Origin of the sequence: Clostridium algoriphilum (assembly GCF_020443705.1) — a bacterium.
Taxonomy (GTDB): domain Bacteria; phylum Bacillota; class Clostridia; order Clostridiales; family Clostridiaceae; genus Clostridium_AD; species Clostridium_AD algoriphilum.
The window spans coordinates 1-25,878 of sequence record NZ_JAIZZK010000022.1 but is presented as its reverse complement, the minus strand read 5'-3'; the positions used below and the strand labels follow the sequence as shown (position 1 = coordinate 25,878).

Annotated in this window: 22 protein-coding genes and 2 riboswitches; all 22 genes read right to left on the bottom strand. The window is 33.1% G+C overall.

Annotated elements, in window-relative coordinates:
- Positions 1 to 39 precede the first annotated feature (39 nt).
- The 22 genes from LGK95_RS15090 to LGK95_RS14985 all read right to left on the bottom strand — a co-directional run bounded on the left by LGK95_RS15090 (position 40) and on the right by LGK95_RS14985 (position 25,635).
- Positions 40 to 720 carry a methionine ABC transporter permease gene (locus LGK95_RS15090; RefSeq protein ID WP_226125612.1) on the bottom strand — a complete coding sequence of 227 codons (681 nt, stop codon included), beginning with the start codon at positions 718 to 720 and terminating at the stop codon, positions 40 to 42.
- A 1-nt stretch (position 721) separates the two neighbouring features.
- Complete coding sequence (locus LGK95_RS15085; protein WP_226125611.1) at positions 722 to 1,789, bottom strand: methionine ABC transporter ATP-binding protein; 1,068 nt, start codon at positions 1,787 to 1,789, stop codon at positions 722 to 724.
- 34 nt (positions 1,790 to 1,823) lie between these two features.
- Complete coding sequence (locus LGK95_RS22855) at positions 1,824 to 2,081, bottom strand: nitrogenase component 1 (protein ID WP_404814462.1); 258 nt, start codon at positions 2,079 to 2,081, stop codon at positions 1,824 to 1,826.
- 70 nt (positions 2,082 to 2,151) lie between these two features.
- Positions 2,152 to 2,586: a NifB/NifX family molybdenum-iron cluster-binding protein gene (locus LGK95_RS15075; RefSeq protein WP_226125610.1), complete on the bottom strand. Its 435-nt coding sequence runs from the start codon at positions 2,584 to 2,586 to the stop codon at positions 2,152 to 2,154.
- Positions 2,587 to 2,675: 89 nt separating this feature from the next.
- On the bottom strand, positions 2,676 to 3,182 hold the full coding sequence (locus tag LGK95_RS15070) for a pyridoxamine 5'-phosphate oxidase family protein (protein ID WP_226125609.1): 507 nt from the start codon (positions 3,180 to 3,182) through the stop codon (positions 2,676 to 2,678).
- Positions 3,172 to 4,110: a cysteine synthase A gene (gene cysK / locus LGK95_RS15065; RefSeq protein WP_226125608.1), complete on the bottom strand. Its 939-nt coding sequence runs from the start codon at positions 4,108 to 4,110 to the stop codon at positions 3,172 to 3,174. Before cysK ends, LGK95_RS15070 begins: the two co-directional genes overlap by 11 nt.
- Before the next feature lie 67 nt (positions 4,111 to 4,177).
- Positions 4,178 to 5,056, bottom strand: coding sequence for a nitrogenase iron protein (gene nifH, locus LGK95_RS15060; protein ID WP_226125607.1), 879 nt, complete (start codon positions 5,054 to 5,056; stop codon positions 4,178 to 4,180).
- A gap of 372 nt (positions 5,057 to 5,428) precedes the next feature.
- Positions 5,429 to 6,955 (bottom strand): nitrogenase component 1, encoded by a 1,527-nt coding sequence (locus LGK95_RS15055; protein ID WP_226125606.1) that lies wholly within the window; start codon positions 6,953 to 6,955, stop codon positions 5,429 to 5,431.
- A 93-nt stretch (positions 6,956 to 7,048) separates the two neighbouring features.
- Complete coding sequence (locus tag LGK95_RS15050) at positions 7,049 to 8,362, bottom strand: nitrogenase component 1 (protein WP_226125605.1); 1,314 nt, start codon at positions 8,360 to 8,362, stop codon at positions 7,049 to 7,051.
- Positions 8,355 to 9,836 (bottom strand): nitrogenase component 1, encoded by a 1,482-nt coding sequence (locus tag LGK95_RS15045; protein ID WP_226125604.1) that lies wholly within the window; start codon positions 9,834 to 9,836, stop codon positions 8,355 to 8,357. Before LGK95_RS15045 ends, LGK95_RS15050 begins: the two co-directional genes overlap by 8 nt.
- Before the next feature lie 122 nt (positions 9,837 to 9,958).
- Positions 9,959 to 10,852, bottom strand: coding sequence for a radical SAM protein (locus tag LGK95_RS15040; RefSeq protein WP_226125603.1), 894 nt, complete (start codon positions 10,850 to 10,852; stop codon positions 9,959 to 9,961).
- Between the two features lie 95 nt (positions 10,853 to 10,947).
- Positions 10,948 to 11,700: an amino acid ABC transporter ATP-binding protein gene (locus tag LGK95_RS15035; protein ID WP_226125602.1), complete on the bottom strand. Its 753-nt coding sequence runs from the start codon at positions 11,698 to 11,700 to the stop codon at positions 10,948 to 10,950.
- Positions 11,697 to 12,407: an amino acid ABC transporter permease gene (locus LGK95_RS15030; RefSeq protein ID WP_226125601.1), complete on the bottom strand. Its 711-nt coding sequence runs from the start codon at positions 12,405 to 12,407 to the stop codon at positions 11,697 to 11,699. The genes LGK95_RS15035 and LGK95_RS15030 overlap by 4 nt, the downstream gene beginning before the upstream one ends.
- A 27-nt stretch (positions 12,408 to 12,434) precedes the next feature.
- Positions 12,435 to 13,115 (bottom strand): amino acid ABC transporter permease, encoded by a 681-nt coding sequence (locus tag LGK95_RS15025; protein WP_226125600.1) that lies wholly within the window; start codon positions 13,113 to 13,115, stop codon positions 12,435 to 12,437.
- 95 nt (positions 13,116 to 13,210) lie between these two features.
- Positions 13,211 to 14,032: a transporter substrate-binding domain-containing protein gene (locus LGK95_RS15020; RefSeq protein WP_226125599.1), complete on the bottom strand. Its 822-nt coding sequence runs from the start codon at positions 14,030 to 14,032 to the stop codon at positions 13,211 to 13,213.
- A 376-nt stretch (positions 14,033 to 14,408) separates the two neighbouring features.
- A riboswitch (SAM riboswitch) is annotated at positions 14,409 to 14,510 on the bottom strand.
- Positions 14,511 to 14,635: 125 nt separating this feature from the next.
- The gene (locus tag LGK95_RS15015) at positions 14,636 to 15,952 is read right to left on the bottom strand and encodes a nitrogenase component 1 (RefSeq protein WP_226125598.1); all 1,317 of its coding nucleotides are present in this window, start codon (positions 15,950 to 15,952) and stop codon (positions 14,636 to 14,638) included.
- A complete protein-coding gene (locus LGK95_RS15010) occupies positions 15,936 to 17,417 on the bottom strand; it encodes a nitrogenase component 1 (RefSeq protein ID WP_226125597.1) in 1,482 nt (493 codons plus the stop codon). Before LGK95_RS15010 ends, LGK95_RS15015 begins: the two co-directional genes overlap by 17 nt.
- 239 nt (positions 17,418 to 17,656) lie before the next feature.
- Positions 17,657 to 17,758: riboswitch (SAM riboswitch) on the bottom strand.
- 405 nt (positions 17,759 to 18,163) lie between these two features.
- Complete coding sequence (gene nifJ / locus LGK95_RS15005) at positions 18,164 to 21,676, bottom strand: pyruvate:ferredoxin (flavodoxin) oxidoreductase (RefSeq protein WP_226125596.1); 3,513 nt, start codon at positions 21,674 to 21,676, stop codon at positions 18,164 to 18,166.
- A gap of 169 nt (positions 21,677 to 21,845) precedes the next feature.
- The gene (locus LGK95_RS15000; protein ID WP_226125595.1) at positions 21,846 to 22,100 is read right to left on the bottom strand and encodes a hypothetical protein; all 255 of its coding nucleotides are present in this window, start codon (positions 22,098 to 22,100) and stop codon (positions 21,846 to 21,848) included.
- Between the two features lie 427 nt (positions 22,101 to 22,527).
- On the bottom strand, positions 22,528 to 23,826 hold the full coding sequence (locus LGK95_RS14995; protein ID WP_226125594.1) for a glutamine synthetase family protein: 1,299 nt from the start codon (positions 23,824 to 23,826) through the stop codon (positions 22,528 to 22,530).
- Positions 23,827 to 23,829: 3 nt separating this feature from the next.
- Entirely contained in the window at positions 23,830 to 25,284 is a 1,455-nt protein-coding gene (locus LGK95_RS14990; RefSeq protein WP_226125593.1) for an APC family permease, read from the bottom strand.
- A gap of 186 nt (positions 25,285 to 25,470) precedes the next feature.
- Positions 25,471 to 25,635 (bottom strand): YezD family protein, encoded by a 165-nt coding sequence (locus LGK95_RS14985; protein WP_226125592.1) that lies wholly within the window; start codon positions 25,633 to 25,635, stop codon positions 25,471 to 25,473.
- Between the last annotated feature and the right edge of the window lie 243 nt (positions 25,636 to 25,878).

Sequence of the window (25,878 nt, the reverse complement as noted above, 5' to 3'; positions counted from 1 at the left end):
TGAATATCTTTCTATGAAACAAAATAAAAGACCATCTGTTTAGTGTGTAATTCTTTTTGCAACTATGTTGCCTATTCCTTGAACCATATTAACCAATATTAAAAGTATTAGTACCGTAACTAACGTTATATCTATCATATATCTTGCATAGCCATAACGAATAGCAAAATCTCCTAGACCGCCTCCTCCAACAGTTCCAGCCATTGCAGAAAGTCCAATCAAATTTATTATGCATATTATAAGGGCACGGATAATCCCAGGCATTGCTTCTTTAAGCAGTACTGAAGTAATAATTACATGTTTTTTAAGACCCATTGCTAAAGCAGCCTCAATAACACCTTTATCTACTTCTATAATTGCTTGTTCAATCAGTCTTGATATAAATGGTGTTATACCTACAATCATTGGTACAATTGCTCCCTTAATTCCTATTGAGGTTCCTACTATAAATTTAGTGAAAGTAACAAGTAGTGCGAGAAGAATAACAAAAGGTATCGACCTTATAGTATTTATTATCTTTCCAAGTATATTGTTAATAATTTTATTTTCATAAAGCTGTCCTTCATCAGTAACTACAAGGGCTATTCCCAAAATCGAACCTAAAGTTAAAGATATAATACCTGCTATAAAAACCATTATTAATGTTTCACCAGTGGCTTGAACTAAATCATCATAATGTTCAACAACATTAGGCATTATGTTATTTAATAACTCCACCATATTATATTGCCTCTCTTTCAGTATTAGTAATAATAGCCTTTTCATTTATCACAGTTATTTGTACCATTTCAGATTTCAGATAGTTTATAGCAGCTGTGACATCTTCACTAGTGCCATTAAATACCGAAAATAGACTACCAATTGGTGATTTTTGAATTATCTCTATGTTTCCAAAAATAACATTTATAGCAATATTAAATTCTTTTGATACCTCTGAGATATAAGCATTATTTGCAGAAGTTCCGGTAAATAACATGCGAACTATAATCCCATTATCTTTTATTATTGTGGAAATTTTTTCATCCCGTAGAAGCCCATTAATTTTTTCTGTTTGAAATACATTAGCAATAAAATTTTGAGTTGTTGGATGCTGGGGGTTTGAAAAAATATCAACAGAATCCCCTTGCTCTACAATTTTTCCCGATTCGATTACAGCAACTTTATTACAGATTTCCTTAATTACTCCCATTTCATGAGTAATTAATACTATAGTTAGACCTAGTTTCTTATTTAAATCATTCAAAAGAGCTAGGATGGAATGGGTAGTTTGCGGATCTAATGCTGAGGTGGCTTCATCGCTAAGGAGTACTTGAGGGTCTCTAGCCAAAGCTCTTGCAATACCAATTCTTTGCTTTTGCCCGCCGGAAAGCTGAGAAGGATAGGAATCTGACTTTTCTGTTAGTCCAACTAACTCTAAAAGTCCATCTACCTTTACCTTAATATCCTTTTTATTTAAACCTGAATGTTGAAGAGGAAAGGCTACATTTTGAAATACGGTTTTAGATCTTAAAAGATTGAACTGCTGAAATATCATACCGATTTTTTGACGAGCTATTCTAAGTTCATTTTCAGAAAGAGCAGTTAATTCCTCACCATTTACAAACACCTTCCCGCTATCCGGTCTCTCAAGAAGATTTATGCATCGTATTAATGTGCTCTTTCCAGCTCCACTAAAACCGATAACTCCATAAATATCAGATTTTTCTACATTTAATGAAATTCCCTTTAAAGCCTCAAATCTACCTTTTTCAGTTTTGTAAGTTTTTTTAATATTCTGCAATTCTATCAAAATATTGCACCCCCATTAAATTATTGTGCTTAGTTTATTTAATAACCTTGTAATATAAAAAATCCAAAATTACCAAATACCTATAGGTATTCTCACCGCGTTTTTCAATTCCTAGTTCTTTAGCAATAGTACGAATAAATGCTGAGGTATCACTTGCACCAATTGGTAATCCTGGCCATCTTAAATACGGTACATCAAATTTCTGTTGATATTGTTTTGCAGCACTTTTTAAAAGCCAGGGTGAAATGATAATATTAAGAGATGCTGCTGAAGAATTCCGAATATCATCAATACCTAATGACGAGTAAAAATGTGTTAACCTCTAATCCCAGTTCTTCAGGAATGCTTCCAATAATTTTTAATTATATTAATTGCTTTGTACGTTTATAATAAATATATAATTTTGAAAACGCTTTTTCAATAGAGCCCTTAGCTTCAAAAGTACCTATCCCATTTTTAAGCAATAATTTTTCAGCACCTTTACCAACTTGATTTATTAAAACGACATGGCAATCTGAAATCAAATTTATTTTTGTAAATAAACCAGGTTCATCATGTCCACCAGAATTACAAACTGAACCACAACCTGAATTTGAACTACTATTACATCCTGTATTTTCATTATCACTACATGCTATCAGTACGGAATCTTCAACTCCAATCCGAACTTCTCTTGTTTCTATAAATTTATAATTACCCTCATCCGAAAGCTCAAATATATAAAATATTCTACCACTACCAAAATGTTGATCTATAGATATACCATCGCTACTTCCTACTGCTATTTTAATTGACATAAATTATTCCTCCTATTTAGTATATTAAAAAGCAACCCATCTTTAAATAAAAAAGGTTGCTTTTTAATAATCACTTAATAAAATTAATTTTATAAATTTACTACTTCTGCTTCATTACTCTTTTCACGATCTAAAAACTTAACAGATTTTGCATCAATCTTATAAATTAATGTCCCCGAAATATCGAGTTGATTATCATCTGCAGTTTTCTTTAATTTAGGGTGACGTACACTTATAGCATCAACTGCTTTATTAATCTCATCTTTATCCTTAACAACTTTCGCAATACCAGTTACAGAAAGATTCGTAAATGACCCAAAATCTTGACCCTCATTTTGAAAAAAAAGTGTAACATTAGGATTTTCATTAATATTTTCAACCTTCTCTGTATCCTTATTGGTGACGAAATAAAGATTAATCCCGTCGTTCGCAAATCCCCTTATCACTCTTAATTTGGGAATATTATTTTTCCCTGTAGTAGCTAAAATACCTAGTTGTGAACTTTCAATATACCATTTAGCATCATCTATAACATTACTCATTTTAATTTCTCCTCTCATAATTTTTTTATTAAATTGATTACCATCATTCTTCATCTTGAAAAACTGCAGTTGATAAATATCTTTCTCCAGTATCCGGCAATAGTACCACAATAATTTTATCTTTATTTTCTATTCTTTTTGCAATTTGAGTAGCCGCAAAAGTTGCTGCTCCTGAAGATATACCAACTAACAATCCTTCAATTCTAGCTAAATCTCTAGTTATCCTAAATGCTTCTTCATTCTTAACTTTGTAAATTTCATCAATTATTTCTTTATTATATACTTTTGGAACAAATCCAGCACCAATACCTTGAATCTTATGTGGTCCCGACGCTCCACCGGATAATACTGGCGAATCAAAAGGTTCAACTGCTATAATTTTTATTGCTGGATTCTTTTTCTTTAAGCCTTCACCAACCCCCGTAATTGTACCCCCTGTACCAACCCCAGCTACAAAAATATCTACTTTCCCATCGGTATCATTCCATATTTCTTCAGCTGTGGTCTTTCTATGTGTCTCTGGATTCGATAGATTTTCAAATTGTTGCGGTATAAAAGAGTTTTTAGTTAAAGCTGAAAGCTCTTCTGCTTTTATAATAGCTCCCTTCATACCATCTTTTCCTGGAGTTAAAACTAATTCTGCACCAAGAGCTTTAAGCACATTTCTTCTTTCTATGCTCATTGTGTCAGGCATAGTAAGTATTAATTTATATTTCTTTGAAGCCGATACAAATGCTAAAGCTATTCCTGTATTACCACTAGTAGGTTCAATAATTACAGTATCCTTGTTTATTAATCCTTTCTCTTCTGCGTCCACAATCATTGAATAACCTATTCTATCTTTTACACTTCCACCAGGATTAAAATATTCGAGTTTTGCAATTACTTTTCCTTGAACCCCTTTTTCCACATTATAATCTGTAAGTTCTAGAAGCGGTGTATTACCTATTAAATCGGTTAATTTTTTAGCTACTTTTGACATTACAACTCCCCCTTCTTATATATTTTAAATATTCACTTTCTATATACTTATATCTCCGAGGTATTTCTTATAAGTTTCCAGCAGCTTCAGTCCTTACTACACCACTTTCTAAATCAAGCAATGTATCTGCCCATTTGGCTGCCCAATCTCTTAATTCCTGAACACCAAGTGGTGATGGAGTTTTTGACTCTGTATGTTCATTAATTTTAGTTGCAAGCCTGTTATATATCTTAGCTTGTTCTGAGTTTGGTGCATTCTCAATGGTTGTTTTGCCATGAAGTTCACTTTGAGTTACTGTAATAGATCTTGGCACATATTCCATTATTTTTGTATTCGTTACTCTTGCAAAATCATCAACTATATCTTTTGAATAAGGAGAATTAATTGAATTTGCTATAATACCTCCAAGCAATGCTCCACCTGACTTTGAGTATTTTTGGATTCCTTTGAATAGATTGTTTGATGCATATACTGACATGAAATCTGATGATGAAACTGTAAATACATGCTCGGCTATTCCTTCTCTTATTGGAACCGCAAACCCACCGCAAACAACATCTCCCAAAACATCATATATTACATAGTCTAAATCAAGTTCTTCAAATACTCTTTGCTGTTTAAATAATTGAACTGCAGTTATAATTCCTCTTCCTGCACAACCAACTCCTGGGGATGGTCCACCTGCTTCGACACAATATATTCCATTAAAGCCTCTAAATAATACATCCTGTGTCTTTACTGAATTTTTTTCTCTTAGGGTATCTAGTACAGTAGGAATATAATCCCCACCTCTTAAGGTATTTGTAGAATCACTTTTAGGGTCACAACCAAATTGTAAAACCTTATAACCTTGTTTTGATAATGCTGCACTAATATTTGAAGTTGTAGTGGACTTACCAATACCGCCCTTACCGTATATTGCTATTTGTTTTATTTTCTTTGCCATTTTTATCACTCCTATTTCAATAAATTTGGTATTTCTAGTTTATAATCCATTCTTTTTCTATTTATTTATAAAATCACATATAAATTTATAAATAAAAGAGACTATACCCCACCTGTAGTGGAATATAGCCTCTAGTTTTTCTAGTCAGCATATCATAATGAAATATTCAATCATAATTTGAGCACATAATTAAAACCTAGTATTCATATCGGATATATGTTATTTTTTAATTATAGTCTCATTTTTTTTTATTGTCAACTCTTTCTTTAATAAATTTATATCTTTTTCACCATCATAATTTACCTAAATACCTGCTCCAAATCTTCTATTAAGTCCTTGGCGTCTTCTATACCTACAGATAATTTAAATAACTTACTGATTTTTTTCTTTTGAAAGAATAAATGGATCTTTTTGATCTAACCACCATTGTTTATAGGGTAATTTTGTATGAGCCGCAATATTTAAATGAAACTTCCTATGTGCCAAAATATTTAAAATGGTTTCACCTAAGTTAAGAATTCCTTGATATCCTAAAGCATGATGTTCATCGCCAAGTGGAGCAGCGGGTATTCCCATATGTGATGCCAGTGGTGCAAGCCCATTATGTCTAATAAGTATAAAGTCAGGATGTACTCTATTAAGCAATCCATAAAACTGATATTGCTGACGATTACTTACACTAAAATTAGCTACATCTCCAGATTCATTCACCATAAATTCAAGAGAATTTTTACGAGAATCTGGGGCATCTAAAAGTGGATCTTGGCTATCATAAATCGGGTCGTGGTGGAATACAAGCGATCCATTTACTTCAACTCCCAATTCTCGAAGTACAGAAATTAATCCATGTGCATAAGAGGATCCTGTTGCAACATAACCCTTTTTACCTTTAAGAAGTTTTCTCAGTTCTTTTAGGCGAGGAGCTATTCTTGCGTGTTCCTTTTCAATATAGATTTCTGCTTTTTCTTCAGTATGAGTTACACGTGACAGTTCACGAAGCCAAGCATCAGTTCCAACAAATCCATAGGGTTGAGGGGACTTAATTTCAGGAACTCCGAATTCCTGTTCAAGTCCCGCTGCCAAGTATGAAGACAGTGTATGACAGAAACTTACAGTAGCTGCTGCTTCTGACATTTGTGCTAACTGATCTACAGTAGCCAAGTCAATAACATAGTTAACCCTAAGTCCTAACTCCGAGAGCATTGGAGTGAATACGTCACTACCCCATAAATTAATTACATTTACCAAATCTTTTTGTTTCTTAGGATTCTTACGAACAATTTGTCTCAAAATGCCATGTTGTACGGCATCAAACCCTGTACTCCAATGATTAGATTTAAAGCCTTCACAATGTATAGGAATAACGGGAATCTTAAGTTCTCTCTCTAGTTTAGATGCGGTGCTATCTACATCATCACCTATAATACCAGTAGCACAAGATGTTCCTATAAAAATAGTCTTAGGCTTATGCCGGTTCCACGCGTCCCTTATAGATTGTTCTAGTTTTGCAATTCCACCAAATACCATGTCTGATTCTTGAAGATTAGTACAAATAACTTTAATATTTTGAACAGGCAAATTACGCATTGCAAGGGCATTACGAAATTTAGAGTTGTAAACTACTTGACTAGCACCACAGCCAATAGGTGAGTGTTGTATCAGTACTGCTTCGCGAACATTTCCTGCCTGATTTTCAACCATCATCTCACTGCATGAGACTCCTTGAGTAAAAGGTCCCTTAGATTCGCATAATCTTTCTCCGTTATTTGCTCCACATCCATTGCAGATAGAAGATGATTCCTTTAAAAGCTCTGATGCACTACCATTATCCCAAGCAATTATGGTTCCCAATCGCTGTTCACGATTTTCAACAACTGGGGTATTAAGATTAATTTTCATAATTACATTCCCCCTACGCAAATAAAATCAAACCAAATTTAATTTGTTTTTTCTTAATGTTTAAAATGCATAATTACTTCTACTTAATTTATACTATATCGCATACTCTAAAACTACTGAATATATATCTTCTAATAATCTTAATCCACCTTGATAACCCACGTAAGAACGATCTAATACCAATCTTTCAGTTACTGGCATTGATATTCCGACATAGTGGCCATTTAATTCTTTAGCAATTGTTTTATCCCAATTACTTCCTAAAACTATTGGTCTACCAGGAAAATGAGTATTCCTTAGTTCTTCATGAATTTTACCACCATCAGTTGTAAATTCAACCTCTGCACTAATTCCATATTTATAATCTTTAAATTGTTCTCTCACTAAATCTTGATATTCCTCTGGAGTATCTTCAACAATATACTGCTTGGATGGAAATAGACCCATGTCATTAACAAGGAATCTTGAAGCTGCTAATGCGTAATTACTATCAGCAATTATTACAAACCTTCTTCCAACTTCACGAGTCTCGAGTAATATGTCTGCTATACGTTCAATAAAATAATAAAATTCGTCTTCATGCTTTTTAATAACCGATTCAATTAAATTAAGATCAACTCCAGCAAATTTTCCAACAGTTCTTAAGAATTTACCTGTTTCATATGGTCCAATTGGAAGTACCGGATAATGCAAATACGGCGTTCCAAACTTTTCTTCTAAGGACTTAATATTTTTAAGTCCAACCCAAGGTGATACAAGTAAATTAAAAGAAGCTCTCGGTATTTTGTCTAAAGCCTTTACACCATTTCCTGGTCCGAAAATAACATTTGGTATTAATCCTATCTCAGATAGTAATATTCCCAATTGTTTTAAATTACCATACCAAAATGGATCATATACCGGAACTGTAGCCCATATATTTACTAATTTATCTATAACAGGTGCTGGCTTTAGGTATTGGTCAATAATTGCTTGAACTACAAGTTCGTGTCCTAAAATATTATTCCCTTTAAAACCTGCAGTTTCAGCATAGATTACAGGTTTTTCACTTCCTTTAAATCCACTCACTACTTCTCGTACATCATCGCCTACAATTTCTGTAACACACCCACTTAAAACCACAAAAAAATCTGCATCTAATACTTTAAGTGAATTTTCTATTGTTTCTCTTAGTTTATCTTCCCCTCCGAATATAACTTCTTTTTCACTTATATTAGTGGATGGATATATTTGAGGCGATATATATCCTGAAGATTGTCCGCCATTTGAAGTGGCAAGAGCTGCAGCAAGCTTTGTCCCACAACCCGGCCCTGCATGAAGAATTGGCACTGCACGTTCTATCACTTGCACCGTTTGTGATGCACCTAGAGCGCACACATATCTTGGTTGATCTATTATATCAGGCATTTGTTTTTTCCCCCTCACTTTTAAGAAATAATGAATGTTGCTGTTTTAACCACCAATCTGTATATGGTAATTTAGAGTGATCTCTTAAACTATTTGCAAGACTTCTATTTGTAACTGCGTCTAAGATTTGATATGCAAAATTTATAAGACCATCATACCCAAATGCAGTAAACTCATCCCCTACGAATATTGAAGCTGTTCCTTGTTTCATAGCCCAAACAGTTGTACCAGGATGACGAGATAAATATATATCAGGTTTTAAGTTGTGAAGAATGTTCATTACCTCATAATTTTGCTGATCACTAACACTAAATGGTACATCTTCTGCCAAGTTTTCATTTAAATACTTGTATTCAGCTGCTTCTTTACCATGATCATATTCAGGATCTAAATGCCAAGCTGATGCCCATAACACTTTAATACCAAGCTCATCAAGCACGCGAATATAATTCAAGGTAAATCCTGGTCCCATACCAATAACAGCTTTTATCCCTTTTAATTTTTTCTTTACCTTCTCTAGCTCTGGAGCAATTTTTATGCGCTCCTTTGCGATATATTTCTCCACTTCCTTCTCTTTTCCTATTGCTTTCCCTAGCCCTCTTATCCAATCTTCATATCCTGCTATTCCATGTGGATGAAGTGTTCGTACATAAGGAACTCCATATTGTTCTTCAAGCCCATTTCCGAGATAAGTTCCAAGAGTACCACATATCGAAACCGTTGCTAATGATTCTGATATTTTTGAAAGCCTTTCAACTGTTACACCACGAGGAATAAACAAAGGCTCCACACCAAAGTTTGCAAATATTTCAGTTATTTTTTTTCTCTCACTTCCAAAGAAGTTTATAAAATTAATTACATTTGTTTTTTTCTCAGGTGGTTTAACAATTCCAGTAAGTATTGCATGGAATGCGGCATCAAATCCAGATGCCCATATTTTAGTTTTAAATCCTTCACAAAATACCGGAATTACAGGAATAGGTAATTCCTCTGTAAGCTCATCAACTGCACTTGTAATATCTTCTCCAATAACTCCTGAAACACACGAAGTTGAAACAAATATTGCTTTTGGCTTATACCTCTCATATGTTTTAATTACAGTATCCTTAAGTTTTTGAGTTGCTCCAAATATAGTATCTTTCTCATTCATATTAGTGCTTACAAAGACTATATTACGTTCATCTATTCCTTGTTCTCTAATCATTGCTTTATAAACACTATTACCACCTATTGCTCCTGCTGTACAACCAATAGGTGCATGATTCACTTGAACCGCATCTATAATTCCGGACACTGTACCTTGAGCACAACCCGCATTGCAAAGTGTACCTTGATTGAAACACCTTTCTCCGTTACATAAATTGCCACATCCAAGTCTCTTACTTACATCCTTTAAACTTCCACAATAACCGGTAATTGAACCTAACCGGTTTTCCCTTGTTTGAGCCTCCGCTACATCAAGATTTATTGCCATATTCATACCTCCAATAAAATTATAATTAAAAAAGATCATAATCCACTCTTAGTGAAATATGACCTCTAGTTTCTCTAGTCAGCATATATAAATTCATTAAACATTAATTTTATAATGGGCTTTTAGCCGTGTGAAAAAGTCTCAAGATGTTTATTTGTTCCATAGAGCTTGCTTGAAAGATCTTCCTTACCTGGTATCCCGCATGCATCTGCACGACAGTGTTTGCAATGCCTAAACACACCAATGTGTTTTTCAGCTAAAATTCTTGCCTTATCTAATTGTTCACAGGTAGGCGCAGGTATATGACTTAAATCATGTTGCGGTATAAGAGGTATTATATTGTATATAGTTGCCCCTGCAGCTTTAACTGTTTGGGCTATTTCTTCTATATGATCATCATTAATGCCAGGTAACAATACAGAGTTTATCTTAACTATCACTCCGAGTTTAGTTATAGCTTCTATACCTTTTAATTGATTAGTAATTAGTATCTTGGCAGCCTCTTCACCATAATATTTTTTGCCTTCATATACAATATACGATATAATTTGGCTTTGAATGTATGGATCGACAGCATTCACTGTTACCGTAACAGTTCTTACTCCTGCATCATAAAGATCCTGTGCATACCTATATAACAATAATCCATTAGTACTAAGGCATTTTATTAATTCGGGATAAGCAGCATCAACAAGTTTAAATGTTTCAATTGCCTGCGTTGTTGCCAATGTATCACCCGGGCCTGCAATTCCTACTACAGTTATTTGTGGGCAAAGTTCCAATGCTTTCTTTATGGTTGCAACTGCATCCTGTGGAGCTAAAATACCATTTGCAACCCCTGGTCTATCTTCATCACTATTACAATCTCTTTTACAAAATTTACACTGTATATTGCAAGCTGGACTAACTGGAAGGTGAACCCTTCCAAAATTTGCATTAGCTTCTCCTCCTAGGCATGGATGCAATTTTGCAAGATGAGCAAAATTATTATTTTTATTTACATCGACATTTTCCATTAACTTTTCCCCCTTATTCCTAATTAGATATTTTCTATAATTTGTTTAGGTTGTTTTTTATAATTATCAAATTTTTATATTATATTAAATACAAATTAAATTGTATAATTCCAATCAGGAACTATTCTCTTCAAAAATTGCTTTGTTCTTTCTTCCTTAGGAGTTTGAAATATCTCCTTAGGCGTCCCTTCTTCAACTACAACCCCACCTTCCATAAATATCACTCTACTCGCAATATCATAGGCAAAGGACATTTCATGAGTAACCACAACCATTGTAATTCCCTCTTTTGCCACCTTTTTCATTACCGTAAGAACTTCACCTACCAGCTCAGGATCTAGCGCTGATGTCGGCTCATCAAAAAGAATTACTTCTGGATTAAGAGCAAGTGCACGAGCTATACCAACGCGTTGCTGCTGACCTCCTGAAATTTGCGATGGATATGCATCATATTTATCTGTAAGACCTACCTTATCAAGCATTTTTCTGCTTATTTCTTCAGCTTCTTTTTTAGGAACTTTCCTGGCAGTTATTAAACCCTCTTTTACATTTTCAAGAACTGTTTTGTTATTAAAAAGGTTATATGTCTGAAAAACCATAGCTGTCTTTCTACGTATACATAATATTTCTTTCTTTGTTGCATGTTTAAATTTAACTTTAGTTTCACCTATGGTTATTTCACCAGAATCTGCTTTTTCTAGAAAATTAATACATCTTAGAAGTGTGGTCTTTCCCGAACCACTGGGTCCTAATATAACTACAACTTCACCTTTTTTAACTTGAACATCAACACCTTTTAGAACTTCATTCTTACCGAAGGCTTTGTGGATCCCTTTTACTTCTATCAAAGCACTACCCCCTTACTATATTTTTTAAAATGATTTTCTAATACACATGAACCTCTTTCTATTATTATACATACTACCCAATAGACTATTGCAGCTGCAACATAGGCTTCTAAAAACAAATAGTTTCCTGTTGCTGTAATTAATGCACCATTCATTACATCTGTTACAGATATCAAGAAGGCTACTGATGAACCTTTAAAAAGGCCTATAAAACTACTACATAACATTGGTACTGCTACAGGAAATACTTGTGGGATCACTATTCTCCATAATGTCTGAGTTTTTGTCATTCCTACTGAATATGAAGCTTCATACTGTCCTTTATCCACTGACATAAGTCCCCCTCGTATTATTTCAGATATAGTTGCAATTGCATGTATTGACAATCCTATAATTGCTATATAAATAAGATTTATATCCCTAGACCGTATTCGTAAATGGAATAACCCAGCCAGTCCATCAAATCCCTGTATTAATCCAAAATACATAATTAGAAGTAATAATACTACTGGTATACCTTTAATAATTACAACATATATCTGACACAATTTGCAAAGCAATTTAACTTTAAATACTCTTGCTATTGCAATAAAAGTTCCTATAATAATTCCTACTACAAGTGGTATAAAAGCAAGTATGAGTGAGACCGGTAAAAATTTAATTGCAGCTTTTAAAGCAACCAACATAAAATTAAAATCAAATTCCATAATATCACCTACCATCAATTATAATTTTTATGCAACAATTTTATATTTAACCTTTTTTTCAATTATGGTAAATACTTTTTCAAGCAGGGTACCTAATATAAGAAAAATAATTGCTGCACCTATATACGCTTCTATGGAATGATACGTTGTAGCGCCTATAGCTTGTGCTTTACCCATAACATCAATTATCCCAATTGTAAAAGCCAGTGATGTATCTTGAAGCAGGCCTAAAAAACTAGTTCCTAAGTTTGGCAAAGCAATTAACAAAGCTTGAGGTGCTACTATACGAGAAAAAGTCTGTAATCTTGTCATACCAACGGAGTATGAAGCTTCCATCTGCCCAATATCTACACTTGTAATCGAGGCCCTAATAATTTCACTCATAAAAGCTGCCGCATTTAACCCATAAGTTATTATTACAAAATATAATTTGTCCCATCTATTAATATTAATTCCAATACCCAAAAGAACACTTGGCAATCCAAAATATACTATAAACAGTTGTACAATCATTGGTGTTCCTCTATTAAAAGATATATATATAGTAGCTAACTGATTAAATACTGGTATTTTATAGATCCGAAACAAAGCCAAAGCTATACCCAAAAACAATCCTATTATAGTTGCAAATACTACTATCACTAATGTAATATGTAGGCAAGATAGCAATAAAGGTAAATCTACAAAGATTAATTTTAAATCAACCATTTTTCCCATCTATATACACGACCTTTGTAATTAATTATAAATATTCACAAACCTTGTTAGAAAATCAAATGCACCATAAGGTGCATTTGAAGTAATTACTCGTTAGTAGTGTAATCTCCACCTAATATTTTTATTGAAATCTTAGCTAATTCCCCATTTGCTTTCAGCATTTTTAATGCTCCATCTACATCTGCTTTTAACTTAGTATCTTCTTTACGGTAAACATAATAAGTACTCGAAGTTGCAATAGGTTCACCCACTGTTTGAATAACATCTCCATAAGTTTTATTCAAAGAATCTACTATTCTTTTTATTGAAATAAATGCATCTATTCTTCCGTCTTCAACTGACTTAACTGTTGTAGCTTGATCTGCACTTGAATAAACAATTTTAATTGCATTATTGTTTTTCTTGTTATATTCCTCTAAAGTATATGCAGCATTACTTCCTGGAGATGTTTGCACAGTTTTACCTTTTAAATCCGCAATACCTTTTATATCCGTCCTTCCTTTCTTATCTGTTATTCTTAGAATAAAAGTAGTATAACTTTCCCCACCAAATAGATATTTAGCCTCTCGTTCAGGATTTTTTTCATATTGATGTGCTGCTAAATCCACTTTTTTAGCAGACAGGCTAACTAAAATTGTTTTAAACTCAGCTGGTTGATATTCGAATTTATATTGTGGGAGAAGTTTATTTACTTCCTGTAAAACTTCATGCTCATAACCAGCAATCTTTCCTTTGTCATCCAAATAGCAATATGGCTTAAATGCATTGCCTATTCCTATGACAATTGTTTTTGGTTCTGTTTTTGAAGCACTAGCCTCACTTGTTTTAGATGAACATCCAGAAAGTGTTAGTGTAAGTGAAAATAAAAGTACACCAGTAATTAGTTTAGTTAGATTTAATATTTTCATGAAAATTCCCCCTCTTAATTGTTTTCATATATAAATGTTAGAACGATAATAAAAAAATAAAGGCTTTAGGTAAAATAATTGTTATTGTTATAAACAAAACAATTATTTAACTTAAAGCCTCTGGTTTTCCAGTCAACTTATAGCCGAGTAAACATAGTGGATTACTTTTATTTATATTATCATTTAGTATTATAAAAGTCAACATCGAATTTTACATTATTATGTAACTTGTATTTATCTTCTGTTTTTCAGTGCTTGTTCCATTTTATTACCTCCTAGTTTTAGTAATTAATTACTATATTAATATTTACTTTTCATTTAAACCAAATAAAATCCACCTATAGGCTAGCTATAGGCGGATAATTTTCCTATTAGTTTCCCATCTTCAAGGTTTAAACCTACTGGAATTAGCACCTATGAATTAAATTCCGGTTGCCGGGCTTCACAGGGCCAGTCCCTCCACCACTCTTGATAAGAAGTTTTTATTTAGTTTTAAGAGGACATTCAATAATAATTAAAATATTGATACAACTGCAACTCAATATTTTATAATTACAAACTGTCTAACATCATTAATAAGTAATACTTCATAAGGTATATCTATTACCTGTAAGTATTTAATACGCTGTCATAGATATCTTCAATAGCTCTTAATCCACCGTTGTAACCTGCATATCCACAGTTTAGAGTAAGCCTATATGCTACAGGAACACTAACAATGAGAAGGTCTGCACCTAATTCAGTTGCAAGGTCCCGATCCCATCCACTACCCAATATTAGTGCCCTATTTTTATTAGTATCTTTTCTTATTTCTTCTTGTACAGCACCACCATCAACTAAGAATTCAACTTTTGCTGATCTAAATTCTGATATTTTGTTAAATTGTTGTATTATAGCCTCTCTGTACTCTTCTGGAGTATCGTCAATAATAAATTGCTTTGCAGGTATTATGCCTAGCTCATTAAGAAGAAACTTCGAAAATCCGATTGCATAAGATGCATCAAGAATAGTATAAAATCTTCTTGGAAGTCCATACCTAAATTCAAGCATAAAATCTGCTGTCCTCTCAATATATGAATAAAATTTTTCTTCCTCCTTATTTATAAATGCTTCCACTATTGTTTTATCAAGTTTTCCGAATTCACTTACCTGATGTAAGAATTTAGAAGTTTCATTCCCCCCTATAGGAAGATAAGGGAAGTGTACATACGGAGTTCCGTATTTTTCCTCAAGATGCTTTGCAATACTTAGTCCCACCCAGGTACTTACAACAATATTAAATTGAGCATTAGGTATTGTTTTCCATTCTTCTATTCCGCCAGATTCATGGCCGAAAAGAATGTTTACCTTAAGTCCTATTCCTTCAAGAACTCTTTTTATTTCTTCAAGGTTACCGTTCCAATAAGGATCTTGATAAGGAATTGTAGCAAACACATTTACAAGCCCTTTTTCGACATTAAGATCAGTTTTATATTTATCAACATATTGATCAATTATTGCATTAACAACAATATCGTGGCTGACATAATTGTTGCTTTTAAATCCACCTGTTTCAGCGTACACAATTATTTTTCCCTGCTTTTGATATTCAGTAGTTACACTTTCTACGTCATCTCCAACAATATCAGAAGTACAGCCTGTAAGAACAACATAAAGTTCTGCATCTATTACCTTAAATGCACCCTCAATTACACTCCTAAGCTTATCTTCACCGCCAAAAATGACTTCGGTCTCACCAGAATTAGTACATGGTATTGTATTTCCACCTGCGTATCCTTCCCCTTGACCTATAAGGCTACTTATTTTTCCACTGCAACCTGGACCTGAATGTAAAATTGGCACAGCTTTTTTTATAGCAACTACTGTCTGCTGTGCTCCAAGTGCACAAGAGTATCTTGGTTGTTCAATAAATTTCGACATTAGTATCACCTCCGAGAAAAGTAAATGGATCTTGCTCAAGCCACCATTTTGTATACGGCATTGTGCTATGCTTTGCTAAATTAGTTACAAATTCTTTGTTATCAAGAGTCTCAACTATCCTTTCCGCATAGTTTAGTACACCCTGATACCCAAAGCCGAACTGCTCATCACCAATAAGTAAAGTTGGAACTCCAAGCTTTGCTCCCCAAAGGGTCATACCTCCATGTCTTGCAATCATAATATCAGGTTTTAATCTATTTAATATATTAACAAGCTCATATGCTTGTTTATTACAAACATTATAATTTTTAACATCACCATAATTTTTAACATCTTGAGCCAAAGCATCAGATGTTTTTTCTCCATTATCATATACAGGGTCATGATGGAAAATAGCAGCCCCCTTAACCTCAAACCCCAATTCGCGAAGTAATGCAATTATTGCATGCCCATGAGCCGCTCCAGCTGTAAGATATGCTGTTTTCCCCTTAAATAAGGAACGGTACTCTTCAACTTTAGGAATAATTCTTTTATGCTCTGTCTTTATTATTTCCTCTATTTCTTCTTTTCCATTAAGTACTTTACCAAGTTCTCTCATCCATGTATCAGTCCCAGCTATTCCATAACCAGGTGGTGATTTTATTTCCGTTACTCCATAGACTTGCTCAAGAGCTGCTCCTAAATATGTTCCAAGAGTTGGACAAATCTCAATAGTAGCTGAAGCTTCTGAAATATACTCCAGCTGGGAAATTGTTGTAAAAGGAACAATATATTCTGCTTGATATCCTAGCTTTTCTAGCATTTCGTCAAAAATATGTTCTCCCCAAAAATTTATTACATTCACCTTATTTGATTTCTTTCTTGGCGGTTTTACTATTTTTCTGACTATTGAATGGTATGCTGCATCAAACCCTGTTGTCCAAATTTTCGATTTAAATCCTTCACAAAAACATGTAACAACTGGGATCCCTAGTTCCTGCGTCAACTCATTTGCTGCACCTTCAACATCATCTCCTATTATTCCAGAAGCACAAGAGGTTGTAATAAATATTGCCTTTGGATGTACTCTATCATCTACCTCATGTACTGTACTTTTAAGCTTTTCTACTGCTCCAAATACAGTATCTCGTTCTTCAATGTTTGTGTTAAAATATCTTCCAATTGTAGAAGGAAGCCCTCTTTGCATCTGTCCTACCCTATATACAAAATTATATCCAAAGAAATCTCCTGCACAACCTATAGGTGCATGATTCACAATTACAGCATCCTTTATCATAGAAAGCTGACAAAATGCCTTACCAGAAGCACAGTCCAAGCATTGGCTGAAGCTTCTTGAACAATCTTTCAACTTACCTGCATGAGCACATTTCACTAGTTCCCTTGCGGTGCCATTAAATCCAGTTATAGAGCCAAGCCGTGCTTCTCGTATGCTTACTGCAGGATCTTTAATATTAATTTTATCCATTATACAACCCCCTACTTAACATTTGATTTAACCGGAAAACCTTATGATAAATTTATACTCTTAAATTATTTATAAAAAATAAAAAAAGATATGCTTCTCCTAAAAGAAACATATCCTCTGGTTTACCAGTCAGATATAACTTAACTTCTTATTTTACTTTATTAACAATATACTCTTTCCTTTTAATCAAATAAAATCCGCCTATAGGATAGCTATAGGCGGATATTTGTCCTATTAGCTTCCCATCTTCAAGGTTCAAACCTACTGGACTTAGCACCTATGAATTAAATTCAGGTTGCCGGGTTTCATAGGGCCAGTCCCTCCACCACTCTTGATAAGAAGTTTTTATTTAATTTTATATTTAGATTAAGTCTACTCTACAATATAATATAAATTAGTATACATATACGTTATATATGTATTGTTATTATAATAATACTATTTAAAATTAATGTCAAGCGTAATTTATAATTTATAGTGAACTTTCTATTTTTATATTTATAATTATTCTATAAACTATTGTCTTAGGATGTGCTGAAACACAAGCTAGTTCATTTTCTGTGCTAAAACTCTTGGCAAAGGTCACCTTTTTTATACTTATCTTATGTTGTATATTTAGTTCACCAAGGCATAAAAATACTCCCCTTTCTAGTAACAGATTTTTTAATATTTAATCTGTCTACTTTAAGGGGAGCATACCAGCATCTAGTTTATAAGTACTAGTTTATATTGTGATTTCCTTTTAATTATTCTTGGTTTGCAAGTTTTTTGTACCCAGCTAATCTTTCCTTAGCATCATTTTCTGTTTTAACAAATAATTCTTCTGCTATTTCTGGGAATGTTTTTGCAAGAGACGAATATCTTACCTCACCCATTAAGTAATCTCTAAATGAAGCAGTTGGTTCTTTAGAGTCTAATATAAATGGATTCTTACCTGCTTCTTTTAACTCCGGATTAAATCTATAAAGTCCCCAATATCCAGATTCAACCGCTCTCTTAGTTTCGAGTTGTGTACAACCCATTCCAACTTTAAGACCATGATTTATACATGGAGCATAAGCAATTATTAATGATGGTCCTTTGTATGCTTCTGCTTCTTTTATAGCCTTTAGTGTTTGAGCTTTATCAGCACCCATTGCTATCTGAGCAACATATACATATCCGTAAGTCATTGCCATCATGCCTAAATCTTTTTTCTTTGTTCTCTTACCAGTTGCTGCAAATTTCGCAACAGCAGCAGTCGGAGTAGATTTTGATGATTGACCTCCTGTATTTGAATATACTTCTGTATCAAATACAAAGATATTTACATCTTCACCAGATGCTAATACATGATCAACTCCACCGAATCCTATATCATAAGCCCAGCCATCTCCACCAAATATCCATTGAGATTTTTTAACTAAATGATCTTTTTTACTAAATATTTCTTTTAATTCTTCATTATTCTCTTTTTCAGTGTTTAATAATGGTAACATTTTAGATGCTGCAATTCTTGAACCATCTGCATCTTGTTTATTTTCAATCCATTCATTAATAGCCGCTTTTAATTCGTCACTTGTGTTTAAAGTTAAAGCCTTCCTTGCTGCCATTTCAACTTTATCTCTTAATTGGCTAGTTCCAAGGAACATTCCAAATCCAAATTCAGCATTATCTTCAAATAGAGAGTTAGCCCAAGCTGGTCCTTTACCACATTTGTTAACTGTATATGGCGATGCAGGTGAGCTTCCTCCCCAAATTGAAGTACATCCTGTAGCGTTCGCAACTAGCATTCTATCTCCAAATAATTGAGTTATAAGTCTAGAATACGGTGTTTCTCCACATCCAGCACAAGCGCCACTGAATTCCATTAATGGTTGCTCAAATTGACTTCCCTTAACAGTTGCTGTTCCGAGCGAATTTTCTTTTTTAGGTAAGTTTATATTAAATTTCCAATTTTGTATTTTATCTTCTTGTGATGCATATGGTTTCATGATTAAAGCTTTTTCTTTAGCTGGGCATACTTCTGCGCAGTTACCACAACCAGTACAATCTTCATTACTTATACCTATTGCAAAGTGTTGACCAACGAGACCCTTACCTATAGCTTTTTTACTTTCGTAAGTTTTTGGAGCATTTTTAAGATCTTCATCATTTGTTAAGAAAGGTCTTATTACAGCATGTGGGCATACATATGCACATTGATTACATTGTATACATTTGTCTTCTTGCCATTCAGGAACATTAACAGCAATTCCTCTCTTCTCATAAGCTGCTGTTCCTGGCATTAATGTTCCATCTTCTATCCCAACAAATGCACTAACAGGTAATGAATCTCCTTCTTGTCTATTCATTACATCAGCTATATTTTTAACGAAATCCGGTCTAGCTTCTTTTGTCTCAATTGCATCTTCAACCGTTTTCCAATTTTCTGGGACATTGATTTTAACAACTGATTGAACGCCCTTATCTATTGCAGCATTATTCATGTTAATAACTTTGTCACCTTTTTTGCCGTATGAAGTAATAACAGCTGCTTTAAGATATTTAACTGCATCTTCAACAGGAATAATATCTGCGAGTTTAAAGAAAGCGGCTTGCATAATCATATTAACTCTTCCACCAAGACCTATTTCAGAAGCTATCCCAACTGCATTAATAGTATTAAAGTCAATATTGTGACTCGCAATATATCTCTTCATTGAAGCTGGTAAATGTTTCTCTAAATCTTCCATATTCCATATGCAATTTAATAAAAATGTTCCACCGTCTTTAATTCCTTTTAGAACATCATATTTAGTTACATAAGCTTGATTCCCACAGGCAACATAGTTTGCAGAACTAATTAAATATGTTGATTTTATAGCTTTCTTTCCAAATCTTAAGTGTGAAATTGTTACTCCACCTGATTTTTTAGAATCATATGCAAAATATGCTTGAGCAAACATATCTGTATGGTTTCCTATGATTTTTATTGCACTCTTGTTAGCTCCTACAGTACCATCTGAACCAAGTCCCCAGAATTTACACTCTTTAGTTCCCTCAGGTGTAGTTGTTATTGCTTGTCCAATTTTAAGTGATTTATTAGTAACATCATCATCTATTCCTATAGTAAATCCATTTGCTGGAGCCTCTACTTTTAAAGCATCATACACAGCAACGATTTGAGCAGGAGTAGTATCTTTTGAACCAAGTCCATATCTTCCACCAACTATTACTGGCCTGTTTTCTTTCTCAAAATAAGCACTTCTAACATCTAAATATAATGGTTCTCCGATTGATCCTGGTTCTTTTGTTCTATCGAGTACCGATATTTTTTTAACTGTAGAAGGTATGTATTTAAAGAAATGGTCTAATGAGAATGGTCTGTAAAGATGTACTTTAAGCACTCCAACCTTTTCTCCTTTTGCATTTAAATAATCTATAGTTTCTTCAATTGTTTCACAGACTGATCCCATTGCTACTATTACTCTATCTGCATCAGGTGCACCATAATAATTAAATAAATGATAGTCAGTTCCAATTAATGAGTTTATTTTTCCCATGCATGTTTCAACTTTTTCTGGAAGAGCATCATAGAATATATTTGCAGCCTCTCTTCCTTGAAAATAGATGTCTGGGTTTTGAGCTGTTCCACGAGTTACAGGATGCTCTGGATTCAAAGCTTTATTTCTAAATGCTTGAAGTGTTTCTTTATTTACTAGAGTTGCTAAAGTTTTATAATCCCATGCCTCAATTTTTTGTATTTCATGAGAAGTTCTAAATCCATCAAAGAAGTTTACAAAAGGAATACTACCTTCAATTGCTGTTAAATGAGCAACTGGTGATAAATCCATTACTTCTTGTACACTATTAGATGCAAGAAGTGCAAATCCAGTTTGCCTTGTAGCCATTACATCTTGATGATCTCCAAAAATATTAAGTGCATGAGTAGTTAATGCCCTAGCAGCTACATGGAATACTCCAGGTAGTAGTTCTCCTGCTATTTTGTACATATTAGGAATCATTAATAATAATCCTTGAGAACATGTAAACGTTGAAGTTAAAGCTCCTGTTTGAAGTGATCCATGAACCGCTCCTGCAGCACCTGCCTCTGATTGCATTTCCATGATTTTAACTTTTTGTCCAAATACATTTTTTGTTCCTTTAGCTGCTAATTCATCACAATATTCTGCCATTGTTGAAGATGGTGTTATTGGGTAAATTGCTGCCACATCAGTATATGCATAGGCAACGTGTGCTGCAGCTGTGTTTCCATCCATAGTTTTCATTTTTCTCATTTGATAAGCCTTCTTTCATTAATTTATTTAATACATAATTTTGAATATAATATTAATAATAACTATTTAATTTATGGATTATGTAATTATAATAAAGTGTGATATTAAAATTGACAGATATGAATAAGTTACTTTACCTAAAGCAGCTTATTTTTATAAGTTTCAAGTTTTAAATATTATTAATGAATGGTTTAATCATAATTTCTCGAGCTTTTTCTTCTTGATCGGCAATATCTATATAATTAATATCGCCATCTATACAATTATCAATAGCTTCCTGCATAGTTTTTCCTTCTGACATAAATACAGTACCTTGTAAACTGTCCCATATCGTACCAAAACAACATCTCCAATTAGTTGTAAATTTCATTAATGTAAAATGTCCATCATATCTTGCATTTGCTATCGATATTAAATTTTCCATTGTTTCACCTCCTATTTTAGCGAAAAAAATTATTGCCTTTTAACAATTCTAAATTTACACCTCCATTTTATTTCGTTAATATTTTAACACTTAATTTAAAAAAATATATAAAACGTTTACATGTGTTGTTGTTAAAATTATAACATACCGTATTATAAATTAATAATACAATTTAACTATTATATAATAGTATAAACCTATAGTATAGTTTCATTTTATTAAGTCAATTTAGTTGCAATAGTTTTACACCTATATTTTGTTAATATTTTAACATATATTGTTGTCTAAAACAAATAAAATTCTCCAATATGCTATCTATAGGAGAATTATATTCAAAAATTAATGTTAAGTATATTTTATAATTTATAGTTGATTTTTATACTATTCCTGAATTCTGCTATTACGCTTATACTTTATTAACTAATAGTTAACTATATTCAAAATATCTATTAAATTCCCAATCTGTTACTGCCTCTTCATAAAGATTTACTTCATTTCTTCCAATTGCTAAAAAAAGTTTTACAAAACCTTCACCAAAATATTTTTTGGCAGTTTCACTTTTTTCCAAACGATTTAAAGCCTGTTCCAGACTTCGTGGTAAAGGTTTCTCAACAGTTGAATATGCATCTTTAGATGCATCGTATAAGTTAAGTTCATTTTCTAGTCCATATAGTCCCCCAGCAAGGCTTGATGCAATTACCAAATATGGGTTTGCATCTCCAGATCCAACTCTTTGCTCTAATCTACTTCCTTTCCCGGTATTGAGTAATGATCTAACAGCCGCTGTTCGATTATCATGTCCCCAAGATTCATTAATAGGTGCAAATGAATATTTACTAAACCTTTTATATGAGTTAATAGACGGAGATGTAAATGGCATAAATTCACTTAAAGTATTTGTTAATCCAGCAAGATATTTAGTCGCAATTTCTATATCCTGTTGAAATATATTATTTTTTAATTCTAAATCCCATAGGCTTTGATGAACATGAAATCCACTTCCTGATTTTTCTGCCCAAGGTTTTGCCATAAATGTTGCGTAAAGACCATGTTTTCTTGCTATTTCCTTCACAATACTTTTAAGCAATACAGTCTTATCTGCAACTTCTAGGGCATCACCATATTCAACTATTATTTCAATTTGGGCAGGCCCGTATTCAATATGAGTAGCTTCAATATCTATACCGATTTTTTCTAAGTTATTACGTATTTCTGAAAGAACATACTCCAGTTCTATTCCTTTACTAAGTGAATATGAATGAATTCCTTGATGTAATTGCTGTTTTTCATTATCAAGTAAATAAAATTCTAATTCCACGCCTACTAAGGGTCTATATTTAAGCTGTTCATATCTAGTAACAAGCTGTTTAAGTATTTCTCTAGGTGCCAATTTAAAAATTTCACCATTTTCCTCATGAATTTCTCCAAACACAAAAGCACTGCCTTTTCTCCATGGAATTTCTTTAAATGTTGATAATATAGGTTTTACTATTACATCTGGGCATCCTGTTTTAAAATCTGTGATTTCTACTCCTTCAAAAATATTGCCTTGTATATCCCACCCTAGAGATGCTCTACAAACTGCAAACCCACTATCATAATTTTTCAAAAAATTTTTAGTTGGAATCATCTTCCCTCCTAACATACCAAGTGTATCAGCATGTATTACTTCCACAGTATGTATTCCTTTCTCTTCAATCATTTTTCTTATTTGATCTATCTCCATAATTTAACTCCTTAAATAATTATTTTTTTTATCAGATTTAAACTGTTCATTAATACGTTGCACATCAATTTTAATATTAGAAACTAAGCTTGGATTCTTAACCTTTTGTATAACAAACCAAATAGAACCGACAACTAACCATGCCAAAAATATGAATGGCAGTATATTATATGGATAAGCTGGGAGAGGATATATACTTCCCACAATAGGAATTAAAAGTATAATAAATGTTATTGCAGAAATTGCTATATCCTTAACCTTCAATTCTTTTTCCTTGTACAAATATACTGGTGCAGCTATTGTAACAAGTGCATAGTTAATAAGGAAACCATACGTAGCAATTGTTCCTAGCCAACCATAAATATCAAATATCTTATTATTAAGACATATTAGAATTATTGGAACTAATGTAGCAATTAATGAAATAACGGATATTGCTATGTAAGGAGTGTTATTATCATCATGAACATTTCCCATATAGGAATTTACAATGCCGTGTCTTCCTATAGAAAATAACAATCTAGCACCTGCATTAGCACAAGCTAAGAAACTAGCCCAAAAACTAAGCATAGTCCCTAAAGAAATAATTGGTCCCAAAAAACCGACAGAGTTTAACTTTGCGAGAGTGTCCAGTGGCGCAGTCGCAGCATTTAACTTAACACTACTTCCTATGAACCCTAAGACTTCTATATATGAAAATATAACAAAGAAAATCCCCACAATAATTACACTTGATAATACTGCCTTTGGGATTGTAAGTAATGGCTTTTTCGCTTCTCCTCCAAGAGATGCTGCACTTTCAAAACCAGCAAAGCTAAAAAATGCAATTACAAGTCCTATTCTGATGCTCGTAGGTGAAACACCTTTAAGAGTTAATTGTGCTAAATCTATTTTAAAACCATTATGAATTAATACGATTATGCCTAACATAGATATTGATATTAGTGAAATACCTTCTAAGACAAGGGTGAGGTTAGCCGATAATTTTATATCCTTGTATGCCACATACCATGCGGATATTGCACCAATTAGACCTAAAACAACAAGTGGAATACTTATCCCTATCGACATTAGCAGCACATTTGCGTAATTAATAAACCCACATATAACTGCACTAGTTGTAATCAGATATGCAAGCAAAAGTGCCCATCCTGATATAAATCCTGCTGTAGGCCCAAGTCCATTTACAATATATGTGAATAGTGACCCTGGGGATGCTGATCTTGATGCAAAATGATTTAAATTTACTGCCACCAACGCTACGGCCACAAATGCAAATGTATATGCGAGCCATGTACCATTGCCTGCTGTACCGTAAACTAATGGGATAACAAAAGCTAGAGATGCAGTAGGCGCAATACTACCTATTGATTGTGCTAAGACTTCAAAAAATGATAGATATTCTGATTTTAATTTTGTTTCATTTTGTTTTGAATAATTTACTCCGCTCTTACTCATTTCAAATCCCCCTTAGTATAATATATTTATTAAGAATTAAAAAAAGGCCAAAATTATCTTCTATAATTCAGAAAATAAGTTTAGTCTCCAGTTTACTGGTTAACTTCATAACTCTCATAAATATTTATATCTATATCTATATCTATGATACCCTTTTAGTCATTAATTTTGTATAATTCCTTTTGTTCATCTTAATCTCAATTTCTCATTTCGCTCCATTTGTATAGCTATTCCATCTTGTACCACTAATGTTACAGACCCATATTGAGTTGTTTTAAGTAATTCTAAAAGTTTTCTTAAGTTTTCTTCCGATATACTCGTGTTATCAAGTAATAAATTCTTTTCCCACATAACTATTCCCCCCAAATTAAAGAGTAACCAATCAGTCGCCCTATTTACATTTATAACAATACATTCAATATAAAATATTATAGTTTAACTCCATCCTCTCCTTTAAACCAAATAAAATCCCCCTATAGGATATGAACTGAACCACTAAAAACGGACATTGCAAAAACACCCCCATTTGTAGGATAATAAAACTATGATTGGGGGTATTGTTATGTCAGCAGTAAAAGGCAAAAAACAGTTTGG

Bases quoted from the DNA above. Each gene is read 5' to 3' on its own strand.
- LGK95_RS15050 (WP_226125605.1), bottom strand. From the start codon at position 8,362: ATGCCTGATATAATAGATCAACCAAGATATGTGTGCGCTCTAGGTGCA.
- LGK95_RS15010 (WP_226125597.1), bottom strand. From the start codon at position 17,417: ATGGATAAAATTAATATTAAAGATCCTGCAGTAAGCATACGAGAAGCA.
- LGK95_RS15045 (WP_226125604.1), bottom strand. From the start codon at position 9,836: ATGGCAATAAATCTTGATGTAGCGGAGGCTCAAACAAGGGAAAACCGG.
- LGK95_RS15075 (WP_226125610.1), bottom strand. From the start codon at position 2,586: ATGTCAATTAAAATAGCAGTAGGAAGTAGCGATGGTATATCTATAGAT.
- LGK95_RS15070 (WP_226125609.1), bottom strand. From the start codon at position 3,182: ATGAAGAATGATGGTAATCAATTTAATAAAAAAATTATGAGAGGAGAA.
- LGK95_RS14985 (WP_226125592.1), bottom strand. From the start codon at position 25,635: ATGTGGGAAAAGAATTTATTACTTGATAACACGAGTATATCGGAAGAA.
- LGK95_RS15020 (WP_226125599.1), bottom strand. From the start codon at position 14,032: ATGAAAATATTAAATCTAACTAAACTAATTACTGGTGTACTTTTATTT.
- nifJ (WP_226125596.1), bottom strand. From the start codon at position 21,676: ATGAGAAAAATGAAAACTATGGATGGAAACACAGCTGCAGCACACGTT.
- LGK95_RS15000 (WP_226125595.1), bottom strand. From the start codon at position 22,100: ATGGAAAATTTAATATCGATAGCAAATGCAAGATATGATGGACATTTT.
- LGK95_RS15055 (WP_226125606.1), bottom strand. From the start codon at position 6,955: ATGAAAATTAATCTTAATACCCCAGTTGTTGAAAATCGTGAACAGCGA.
- nifH (WP_226125607.1), bottom strand. From the start codon at position 5,056: ATGGCAAAGAAAATAAAACAAATAGCAATATACGGTAAGGGCGGTATT.
- LGK95_RS14995 (WP_226125594.1), bottom strand. From the start codon at position 23,826: ATGGAGATAGATCAAATAAGAAAAATGATTGAAGAGAAAGGAATACAT.
- cysK (WP_226125608.1), bottom strand. From the start codon at position 4,110: ATGTCAAAAGTAGCTAAAAAATTAACCGATTTAATAGGTAATACACCG.
- LGK95_RS15090 (WP_226125612.1), bottom strand. From the start codon at position 720: ATGGTGGAGTTATTAAATAACATAATGCCTAATGTTGTTGAACATTAT.
- LGK95_RS14990 (WP_226125593.1), bottom strand. From the start codon at position 25,284: ATGAGTAAGAGCGGAGTAAATTATTCAAAACAAAATGAAACAAAATTA.
- LGK95_RS15025 (WP_226125600.1), bottom strand. From the start codon at position 13,115: ATGGTTGATTTAAAATTAATCTTTGTAGATTTACCTTTATTGCTATCT.
- LGK95_RS15015 (WP_226125598.1), bottom strand. From the start codon at position 15,952: ATGTCGAAATTTATTGAACAACCAAGATACTCTTGTGCACTTGGAGCA.
- LGK95_RS15040 (WP_226125603.1), bottom strand. From the start codon at position 10,852: ATGGAAAATGTCGATGTAAATAAAAATAATAATTTTGCTCATCTTGCA.
- LGK95_RS15030 (WP_226125601.1), bottom strand. From the start codon at position 12,407: ATGGAATTTGATTTTAATTTTATGTTGGTTGCTTTAAAAGCTGCAATT.